General features: G+C 50.9%; 6 protein-coding genes. 3 read left to right on the top strand and 3 right to left on the bottom strand.

The genetic code is table 11. The annotated features are described in order from the left end of the window. Positions 1-111 precede the first annotated feature (111 nt). Together A8707_RS15090 and A8707_RS15085 are read left to right on the top strand one after the other, a co-directional pair. On the top strand, positions 112-480 hold the full coding sequence (locus A8707_RS15090) for a Spx/MgsR family RNA polymerase-binding regulatory protein (protein WP_068818067.1): 369 nt from the start codon (positions 112-114) through the stop codon (positions 478-480). 394 nt (positions 481-874) lie between these two features. Further along, the gene (locus tag A8707_RS15085) at positions 875-1,681 is read left to right on the top strand and encodes an SH3 domain-containing protein (RefSeq protein WP_068818066.1); all 807 of its coding nucleotides are present in this window, start codon (positions 875-877) and stop codon (positions 1,679-1,681) included. A 240-nt stretch (positions 1,682-1,921) separates the two neighbouring features. Here A8707_RS15085 and ileS read toward each other — a convergent pair whose 3' ends face one another. Next, positions 1,922-4,801 carry an isoleucine--tRNA ligase gene (gene ileS / locus A8707_RS15080; protein WP_068818065.1) on the bottom strand — a complete coding sequence of 960 codons (2,880 nt, stop codon included), beginning with the start codon at positions 4,799-4,801 and terminating at the stop codon, positions 1,922-1,924. 344 nt (positions 4,802-5,145) lie between these two features. Here ileS and A8707_RS15075 point away from each other — a divergent pair, with 344 nt between their 5' ends. Beyond that, complete coding sequence (locus tag A8707_RS15075) at positions 5,146-5,340, top strand: hypothetical protein (protein ID WP_068818064.1); 195 nt, start codon at positions 5,146-5,148, stop codon at positions 5,338-5,340. A 710-nt stretch (positions 5,341-6,050) separates the two neighbouring features. Here the strand turns inward: A8707_RS15075 and A8707_RS15070 are convergent. Both A8707_RS15070 and accB read right to left on the bottom strand, forming a co-directional pair. Continuing rightward, complete coding sequence (locus tag A8707_RS15070) at positions 6,051-7,085, bottom strand: Ycf66 family protein (protein ID WP_068818063.1); 1,035 nt, start codon at positions 7,083-7,085, stop codon at positions 6,051-6,053. Positions 7,086-7,381: 296 nt separating this feature from the next. Next, positions 7,382-7,897 (bottom strand): acetyl-CoA carboxylase biotin carboxyl carrier protein, encoded by a 516-nt coding sequence (accB, locus tag A8707_RS15065; RefSeq protein WP_068818062.1) that lies wholly within the window; start codon positions 7,895-7,897, stop codon positions 7,382-7,384. Between the last annotated feature and the right edge of the window lie 65 nt (positions 7,898-7,962).

The raw sequence follows: 7,962 nt of genomic DNA, 5'->3' as shown, positions 1-7,962 counted from the left end.
GGTCTTGACCTCAACGCGTTGGGATCAATTCTGGAACAAACTGAATCAATACGGCTTTTCCGTTGCCCTCTAATAGTATCAAATAGAGGTCGCACCCTCATTGACAAAGTTATGGCGATTCAAGTTTACGGAATTCCGACCTGCGGCACCTGCAAGAAAGCCTTTCACTGGCTGCAAGCAAACGGCGTTGACTATGAGTTCATCAATACCAAAGATCATCCACCAACCCAATTTATGATTGCTGCCTGGGTGACGACGCTTGGAAGTAAGCCGATGCGAAATACCTCTGGGCAGTCTTATCGGGCTTTGGGAGATGAGAAAAAAACTTGGACAGACGCACAGTGGAGCGAGGCGTTTACCCAAGATGCCATGTTGCTCAAGCGTCCTCTCTTTGTCTGTGATGGAGTTGCCTTGTCAGTCGGGTTCACTCCGTCAGAAGCGCTGCTTAATACCGTCTCGGCTACCGTTCAAATGAGCTAGTGAGCGATAGAGGATGAATCTAAGCCAAATGGCGGATGAGACACTTCTGCCCATTAAATTCTTTCTTTCTATGTGTGAAATTGCTAATTCCCCTTTACTGTCAGGAAGAAAAGCGCGAATATACTAACTACTAGGACTATGAGAAATCACCGAAATTCTCAGTGTAGCTACCTCTAGCGGCTGATTGCTTGATGTTGCCTGAGGAATATTATGACCTAATGCTCTCATCGACGTGCTGCTTCCTTAGAAATGGAATCAGGACGATCGACGAACTCAGTTAATCTTATTCTCTAATCTCTAGCCCTTTCTCTTTATTCAAACGCTCGTTCAGGTCTCGTCTGCTGCGATCGCACTCGACTGTTAGCAGATCCACATCACTACCAGAGAAAAAACAATGGAAAATTTAGCTTACCTTCATTTGGCGGTTGACTTTGAAGATCCGAGTCCACAACCAACGCTGCGATCGCTTAAAGAACTCGGCTTGAGCGTCCCTAGCTCTGCTTGGGTTGGCGTTGCTAGTCTAGCGATCGCGATTTCAGTCTTGGCAAGTGCTCACGATGCAGTGGCATACGTCTCACAGGGCAGCCGAGGATCGTCGGTGTCTGCCGTTCAGAGCGCTTTACGCAGTCGTGGTTATGATCTTGCAGTCGATGGCGCTTATGGGAGCCGGACGGAATATATCGTCTCTCTATTCCAGCGCTCCCAACGAATCTCTACTGATGGCGTGGTCGGACCGCAAACGGCTTCGGCATTAGGGCTATCGAGTGCTAATTATGGCGGTGGCGGCGGTGGCAATCCTGGCAATGGAGGTTCCACGGGAGTTGTGACGGTCACAACCCCGATCGGAGTCAACATTCGCAGCGGTCCAGGCACAGGCTATGCCGTGGTCGGCGGTTTGGGCTATGGATCACAAGTCAGCACTTATGGCTCGTCTTATGGGTGGTATCGAGTCAACGGCGGTTGGATTTCGTCGTCTTACACAAGCGCAGGTGGCGGCGGCGGTGGCAATCCTGGTGGCGGTAGCGGCGGCGGCTATCGTACTGTTGTTGCAGGCAGTGGTTTATATATCCGCAGTGGTCCAGGCATGGGATATGGCGTTGTGGGCAGCTTAGGCAATGGCGCAAGCATTCCCACCTACAGCTACTCAAACGGCTGGTATCAAACCAATAGCGGTTGGGTCTCGGCTGATTATGTCCGCTAAACCACGACTAGAACGCTAGACTGACCAAATTCGAGAGGGGCGTACTAAAAATACGCCCCTCTTTTTGGATCTAGGGAATGCGGATTTATGAATGTCTAGATCTGCCCTCATCCCCTAACCCCTTCTCCCAAGCTGGGAGAAGGGGAACCGGACTCTTGCTCCCCTCTCCCAAACTGGGAGAGGGGCTGGGGGTGAGGGCAAACCAACGCTGCAATTACCGATTTTTTCTAATTTACGTTCCTAAGCGGTCACTACTGGGATGCAACGCTCACACAGCAGCGGGTGGTCGTAGGATTCGCCGACGTGAGTTGAATAGTTCCAACAACGATCGCACTTTTGCCCATCGGCATCGGTGACTCCGACACTCAGCGTTTCTGATGAACTGGTGTATTTTAGACCAGATAAGCGATCGGGTGAATCAATCAATTCGACTTGCGAAGTCAGAAACAAATAGCGCAACTCATCAACGCCGTTGCGACTAGCCAAACTGTCTGACGGATTGAGAGCCGCCAAGGTTTGTCGCAGTTGAGCATCAGGCACATACAGCAGAACTTTCGCTTCCAGCGAGGAGCCAATTTCTTTTTCGGCTCGTGCTTTTTCTAAAACTTTGTTGACCTCCGCTCTCACTTGCCGCAGCGTTTCCCATTTTTCTGCGAGTTCTGGCGCGTTCCACTCGCTGTCTAGCTTTACCCAACCTGCCTCAAACACTGACTTATAGGGCGTTGGATAAGGAATGGCTTGCCAGATATCTTCTGCCATGTGGCATAAGACAGGCGCGATCGCTCGTGCCAGGTTTTCAACAGCGATCGCCAATATGGTTTGACAACTCCGACGACGCAGCGAGTCAGCCGCACTGATATAGAGCCGATCTTTTGCAATATCGAGATAGAAGTTGGATAGGTCAACCGCACAAAAGTTCTGCACCGCTTGAAAGAAGCGGAAGAACTGAAAGCTTTCAAACGCGTCTTGAACGTCCTTAAAGACTTCAGTGATGCGATGCAGCATATAGCGATCGAGTTCCGGCAATTGCTCATAGGGAACGGCATCTTTAGCGGGATCAAAGTCGTGTAGATTGCCTAACAAAAACCGTGCCGTGTTGCGAATCTTGCGATACACGTCCGCCATTTGTTTGAGGATGGTTTTGCCGATCGGCACATCGTTGGTGTAATCAACCGACGAAACCCATAAGCGCAGAATGTCGGCTCCGTAGGGTGGCTCTTCTTTCTGATTTTTGCCGCCTTCGATCACAGTCATCGGATCGACGACATTTCCTAACGATTTACTTTGCTTGCGTCCTTGCTCATCTAGCGTAAAGCCGTGGGTCAAGACGGTTTTATAGGGCGCATAGCCATTGACTGCAACGCTCGTCAACAAACTGGACTGGAACCAGCCGCGATGCTGATCTGATCCTTCTAAATAGAGATCAGCCGGGTAACGAAGGTCGTCTCGCTGCTGAAGAACGGCTGCCCACGACGAGCCAGAGTCAAACCAAACATCCATCGTGTCGGTGCCTTTGCGATAGGCGCGACCCCGATATTGCTCTGGCAGAAGTTCGCCAACTGACAGTTCCCACCAGGCATCTGAGCCTTTTTCTGCCACGATCGCTTGCACATAGGCGATCGTCTCTTCGTTGAGCAGAGGTTCGCCCGTCTCTTCGTCATAAAACACGGGGATCGGCACGCCCCAACTGCGCTGACGAGAAATGCACCAGTCCGATCGCTCTGCCACCATTGGCGTGATGCGGTTTTCGCCTTGAGCCGGAATCCAGGTGACATTGGCGATCGCCGCTAATGCCGCATCCCGAAATCCTTCAACGGAGGCAAACCACTGTTCAGTCGCTCTAAAGATCGTCGGTTTTTTCGTCCGCCAATCGTAGGGATATTTGTGAACGTAGGGTTCTTCTTTAAGCAGCGATCCCGCATCGGCTAATGCTTGAATTACGGTACTGTTGCCCTCTCCCAGCACATTCAATCCTGCAAACTGTCCCGCTTCTTCGGTGAAGTCGCCGTTATCATCCACAGGTGAAAGCAGCGGCAACCCATAGCGCAGTCCGACCTGATAGTCTTCTTGACCGTGACCCGGAGCCGTATGCACTAACCCCGTTCCCGAATCAGTCGTGACATAATCGCCGCCGATTAAGATCTCACTTTGACGATCGAACAATGGATGCCGATACGTGCAGTGTTCGAGCAGCCGACCCATCATTGTGGCTTTCTCGGTTAGAGTCGTTCCTAATAGATCTGACAGGCGACCGATGAGATCCTTGGCGACGATCAGGTATTTGAACTTAGAGGGAAAATCCGCCCCGACTTCCACCACGGCGTAAACCAAGTCTGGATTGACGCTGACTCCCAAATTTGCCGGAATCGTCCAGGGAGTCGTCGTCCAAATCGCAACGCCCAACTCACCCAAAAAGGGATCGAGCGGCATCTGCAACTCTTTCGACAAACTTGTCACTTCAAACGCAGCATAGATGCTCCGCGACGTGTGCCCTTCAGGATATTCGAGTTCGGCTTCTGCCAGCGCCGTCTTAGAACTCGGACTCCAGTGAACAGGCTTTAAGCCGCGATAGATATAGCCTTTTAGCACCATCTGCCCAAACACACCGATTTGAGCTGCCTCATAATCCGGCGTTAACGTCAGATAAGGATGCTCCCAATCGCCCCAGATCCCATATCGTTTAAAGCTTTGAAGCTGGTTCTCTACGGCATTAAGCGCAAACTCCTTGGCTTTTTGCCGCAGCGATAAGGGCGTTAACTGCTTACGTTCTTCTGGTTTGAGCGTTTGCAGAACTTTAAGCTCGATCGGCAGCCCATGACAGTCCCATCCCGCTACATAGCGGACTTTTCGCCCTTGCAGCAGTTGATATTTATTGATGGTGTCTTTGAGAATTTTGTTCAGCGCGTGCCCAATGTGCAGCGCCCCATTTGCATAAGGAGGACCGTCATGCAAAATAAACAGATCCCCAGGATTGTTCTGAGACAGTTGCTCGTAAATCTGCTGCTCTGCCCAAAATTTCTGCAATTCGGGTTCCCGCTTGACTGCGTTTGCCCGCATATCAAAATCGGTTTTAGGCAAATTAACGGTGTCTTTATAAGATCCGGGTTCTGTTAGCGCCATGATACACAAGTGTCAGAATATAGAAAATCAGCAAAGGGGCAACACCCTCTCTGCATTGAGCCATTATCCGTGAGAATCTCACCCGCTTCAAGTCTAGCGTGGAGAATAAGTCACGATCGGAGGTCAGCGATCGCGAGATTTCTAATCAGGTACAGAAAATAATCACGACCCATTACAAAACAGGGTCGAAAAAACGGCAATTACAGAGGTCTTTAGAAGTGTGGCTGACACTGAAACTCGATTTGGCTTGAGACGCACTGAAGCTGAGGATTTCTTCCCTGAATGGTGCAACAACCTGCCGCCTCTAACTGATGCTGAAAGGGCTTCTCTAGATTTGATTCGACGTGGATTTATTGACCATCGTCAAGATGCGAGGCGAGGCATCGATCGAGCTTGTGCTGAATCAAGACGATGAAGAAGTCGAGCCGTTGCGCGGACGAATCGATATTTTGACGATGCAAAATCGGGCGTTGCTGAATGCAGACATGAAATGCCCTCCTCACGAAGTGGGGCAAGCCCTCGCCAACCCTTCTCCCTAGGGAGAAGGGAGCCAGAACTCTTTTCCCCTCTCCCTAAAGGAGAGGGCTAGGGTGAGGGTAAAATCTGTGATTCATAGATCGATCCAGCAACGCCCAAAATCGATTTTGGGTTGTGATTTTAGAGTCAAAACGAACCACCATTTCTGCAACAACCGCTTTACCGCAAACGCTGGCTTACATAATGGCACCGCATCCTCAGCAACCCATTTTTGGAGTGGTGACAAATGGAGATGACATTTTCTTCGTAAAACTCGTACAGACAGGAAATCCTCAGTACGCCATCTCTCGAACATTTGCACCTTTTGCGTCATCAAGAGAACTCTATAATGCGGCACAGGTGCTAAAGAACATGAGTCGAATAATTGGCTAGAAGAAGGGTTAGCTGCGATCCACAGCCTACGAGTTTACGGAATCAACATTGTGTAATCGACGATCGTACCAGTAGCGCCGATCAGTGGCTTTACTGAAAAAATTAGCCCGTTGGTAGGAAACGGGAACCCGTTTGTAACGACGGGATTCTCTGTCGTAAGCAACACTGCGGGATTCACAAGGAAAGGTAGCCCGTTCGTTAGCACAGGCAGATCGTTCGTTAGCACAGGCGACCCGTTTGTTAGCACAGGCGACCCGTTCGTTACCACAAGCGATCCGTTTGTTAGCACAGGGTCGGCGATGGCTCCGATCGAGCAAATAGTCCCTCTCGGAGCCAACTCTTATTCGTCAGATCCAGCAGGCTCAGGAGGATGGGCAGGGAGATGCTTCTCTTCAGCATCGGCGATCGCTGCCTCGACCAAATCAGAAGTCGGGGGATTGGGATGGATCGGCTGAATCGCTTCTGTCTCTGGCTGGGTCGTTGCTGCCGAGGCTCGACTGGCTTCAAACTCCATCTCTTCTTGCATAATCTCGTCAGAACAAATAGTCGAGTCAGATGTCGCATTTTGATCCACTGAGACGATCGTGTGAGGAGTCAAGTCTCCCATACTAGGCTGATCCTCTTCATCATCAAAGTCTTCTGCTTCAGCAATCGGGGCTGTATCACGAAAATCTTTTCTAACGTAAGTTTCTACGTTTTTCTTGGGCTTGTTAAACCCAGCAATCACTGACTTAGCCGCATCGGTGAGCACCGCAAACGGGTTCGCCTTATCAGCCGCTTTTGAGGATGCAGGTTGAACAAACGTCGTTCTTGAAGGACTAGCGGGTTGAGTGGCTTTAGAAGTAGATGAGACGATCGGCTGAGGAGCAGAGGGTGCGATCGGTGCGTCTACAGTTGTAGGAGGATTGCCAAAATCTTCGGGTTTCAGAGGCTCGTAAGATTGAGGCGTAGGAATCTCTGCCGAATCTTGCGGTTGAGCGGTTTTGTTGATCAGCGACTGTGCCCGATCGCGCAAATTCACCACCTGCTGCTTAACCTTGGCAGTGTTTTCAGGCGAAAGCACTCGGTTTACCCCAGCTTGCAGATCGGTAGAAAGATCGCCCGTCGTCGATCGTAACTCTGTGGGCGTTTGCCCCGATCGAGCCAATAACGTCTGCCATCCAAGCCAGCCAATCAGCGAAACGCTTGCCATTTGCCCCAGCAAAACGCCGCCCGTGATTCGTTCTGCACAAATCCACAGCACCAACGCATAAAATAAACCAACTCCACTCCAAATCAGATCGCCCTTGCGATGAAGCTCTGGATAGAAGAATGCAGCAAGATAAAGGGCAAGACTGGCTAAACCAACCACCAAAGCAAGAATAAACGTCAGCATATTGGCTGCTCCCAAACTGTCGCGACTTCTATTAACTCTACCTCTCCTGGGGAGCGAAGAAAGATGGGTGTTGGTGAATGCAGATATGAAATGCCCTCCTCACGAAGTGGGGCAAGCCCTCGCCAACCCTTCTCCCTGGGAAGAAGGGAGCCAGAACTGGGAAGAAGGGAGCCAGAACCGGGGAGGAGGGAGCCAGAACTATTGTCCCCTCTCCTTGGGGAGAGGGCTAGGGTGAGGGCAAAATCTGTGCTTCATCCATCGGTTCAGCAACGCTGAAAGATGCAAGGAATCAAAAATTATGACGGGTTGACGCGCATCAACGGCTGCCCATATTCGACAGGCTCAGAGTTTTGCACCAAAATCTCGACAATTTCGCCAGAGACTTCGGCATCGATCTCATTGAGCAACTTCATCGCTTCAATAATGCACACCGTCTGCCCAGAGCGAATGCGATCGCCCACATCGACAAACGGTGACTCATCGGGCGCGGGTGAGCGATAAAACGTGCCCACCATCGGCGAAAGAATTTCAACCAAGCGGCGATCGCTGGTTGGAGGCGGCACTGATTGAGAAGGCGCACCGTTGGGAGTATCAGCCGTGCCTCTAGACAAGTCTGCTGCCGGGAGCGGAGTCACGATCGGGCTAAGAGACATTCTCTCCCGCGAACTGAGTTGAGACCCATCGGCTGGCTCGATTCGTGACCCTCGACGAACGGTTAGCTCAAAATCTTCGCTTTTTAAGATCAACTCCGCAATGTCGGTTTGATTGAGAGCCGTGAGGAGTTCGCGGAGTTCGCTTAGGTCGAGTGGCACAGTGTTATCGCTCCAGTTAAATAAGCTATCGGTCAGTTGTCAGCCGCGAGTCGTCTTCAATCTCT

Origin of the sequence: Phormidesmis priestleyi BC1401 (assembly GCF_001650195.1) — a bacterium.
Lineage (GTDB): Bacteria > Cyanobacteriota > Cyanobacteriia > Leptolyngbyales > Leptolyngbyaceae > Phormidesmis_A > Phormidesmis_A priestleyi_B.
This window is presented reverse-complemented; position numbering and strand designations above follow the sequence as displayed.

What these genes read in the sequence shown, in the direction of transcription:
- A8707_RS15085 (WP_068818066.1), top strand. Translation starts at nt 875, where the DNA reads ATGGAAAATTTAGCTTACCTTCATTTGGCGGTTGACTTTGAAGATCCG.
- A8707_RS15090 (WP_068818067.1), top strand. Translation starts at nt 112, where the DNA reads ATGGCGATTCAAGTTTACGGAATTCCGACCTGCGGCACCTGCAAGAAA.
- A8707_RS15070 (WP_068818063.1), bottom strand. Translation starts at nt 7,085, where the DNA reads ATGCTGACGTTTATTCTTGCTTTGGTGGTTGGTTTAGCCAGTCTTGCC.
- ileS (WP_068818065.1), bottom strand. Translation starts at nt 4,801, where the DNA reads ATGGCGCTAACAGAACCCGGATCTTATAAAGACACCGTTAATTTGCCT.